At 42.2% G+C, this 1,553-nt stretch carries 2 protein-coding genes; one reads left to right on the top strand and one right to left on the bottom strand.

Features of this window, described 5'->3' with window-relative positions:
- Positions 1 to 77: 77 nt before the first annotated feature.
- Positions 78 to 1,106, bottom strand: a complete 1,029-nt coding sequence (locus tag AB4493_RS22070; protein WP_055023927.1) for a radical SAM protein — start codon at positions 1,104 to 1,106, stop codon at positions 78 to 80.
- A 299-nt stretch (positions 1,107 to 1,405) separates the two neighbouring features.
- Here AB4493_RS22070 and AB4493_RS22065 point away from each other — a divergent pair.
- On the top strand, positions 1,406 to 1,553 hold a 148-nt coding region (locus tag AB4493_RS22065; protein ID WP_372123973.1), incomplete at its 3' end, for a putative quinol monooxygenase.

The raw sequence follows: 1,553 nt of genomic DNA, 5'->3' as shown, positions 1-1,553 counted from the left end.
GTATGCTCCCGCCCTGGGGTTTTCATTTTGAATCGTCCAATTATCTAGATTGTTTATCATTGCGCTGTTCCTTACTATTAGATCATACGTTGGCGGAGTTGATAGAAAATATCGTCAAGATTGCCAAGATTTTGCAGCTTAATTCGGTCTAGTTCTTTTTGTACGCTGTCATACATAAGCTGATTTCGCATATCACTCAGTGTGGCGTAATAGTGCATGCGGCGACCTAAAACAAAGTTATTCTGGTCGTTTTCACTCATCATCATAAAGTGCTCAATGGTGCGCAAAAATGTCTCTTTATCTTGTGGTAATTGTCCATTAAGTTCCGTCAATACATTGATGCCATGGAAGTTGCCATAATTACCCGTTATGCCGTCTAGCTTGCTGATAAGCTGATATTGTTCTTCAAGCATCTCTCGCTCTGTTAGTGGTGTAAATTGGCCGTTTTGTACTAACTCATCCAATTCAGTTCCCGATTTAACCGCCAGCGAGAGTATGCGAATTTCGTCTGGGTTGATTTGATTCAGTAGCTCGGCCGTTGCTGCGATATGTTGCTCTGACAGTTCTTTTCCACCTAAGCCAAGGATAATGAAGGTCATCATTTTCATACCCGCTTGCTTGGCATATTCGGCTGACTTCAAGATTGATTTCGGGGTGATCCCCTTTTTCATCAGTTTTAGAACCTCGATAGATCCCGACTCCATACCGCAGTAAAGCATGTTTAGCCCAGCATCGCAGATTGCTTTCATCTCCGCTGGCGATTTTTTAGTCATGGTCTGCGCCCGGCCATAAGAGCTGATCTGTTTAAGCTCCGGAAAAGCCTCTTTCAGTGTATTGAGCACGTCAAGTAAGTCTTGGGTTTCCATGGCGAATGAGTCGCCATCTTGCAAAAAACAGCTATCAAAGGTTCTGTTTTTATAAAACGCCCTCGCCGCCCAGATATCACGCTTAATATCTTCAACCGGACGAATAGAGAACTCCATGCCTTCAAAAAGGGTGCAGAACTTACATTTATTCCACGGGCACCCTTGTGTGGTTCTGATAAGCAAACTGTCTGCTTCTGATGGTGGGCGTATTGGGCCCTGTTGAAAATGTATCTGTGACATGGCTATTTATCCAATGAATTGAAATTGATTTGGCCATCCTACGGCAAATTTTACACGGTAAAAACGCGGTATTATTTGAATTATTATCAAAAACAAATAGATAAACACCGTGCACATCACCACACAACGCGATCTAATTCCCTCTTTATGGTCAGACTTAAAAATCAATTCTCAAACTAAATTTGATAATAAATCAATTTCTAGACTGTTTTTACTTTGCAATAATCACCGTAATATACACCCAAACCAACAACGCAGCACACCATCAGCTGCTTCAACTCCATACAAAGGAACACACTATGACTAAGCTAACTATCGTTGCAAACATCGTGGCCAATGAAGACAAAATCGAACTGGTAAAAGCAGAGCTGTTGAAATTAATCGACGTCACTCGCGCTGAAGACGGTTGCATCAACTATGACCTCCACCAAGACAACGACAACCCAG

It is taken from the genome of Vibrio sp. 10N.222.55.A1 (assembly GCF_041473835.1).
In the GTDB taxonomy this organism is placed as follows: Bacteria; Pseudomonadota; Gammaproteobacteria; order Enterobacterales; family Vibrionaceae; genus Vibrio; species Vibrio crassostreae_C.
Note: the sequence above shows the minus strand (reverse complement) of the source record. Positions and strands in the feature narration are given on the sequence as shown.

Bases quoted from the DNA above. Each gene is read 5' to 3' on its own strand.
- AB4493_RS22070 (WP_055023927.1), bottom strand. From the start codon at position 1,106: ATGTCACAGATACATTTTCAACAGGGCCCAATACGCCCACCATCAGAA.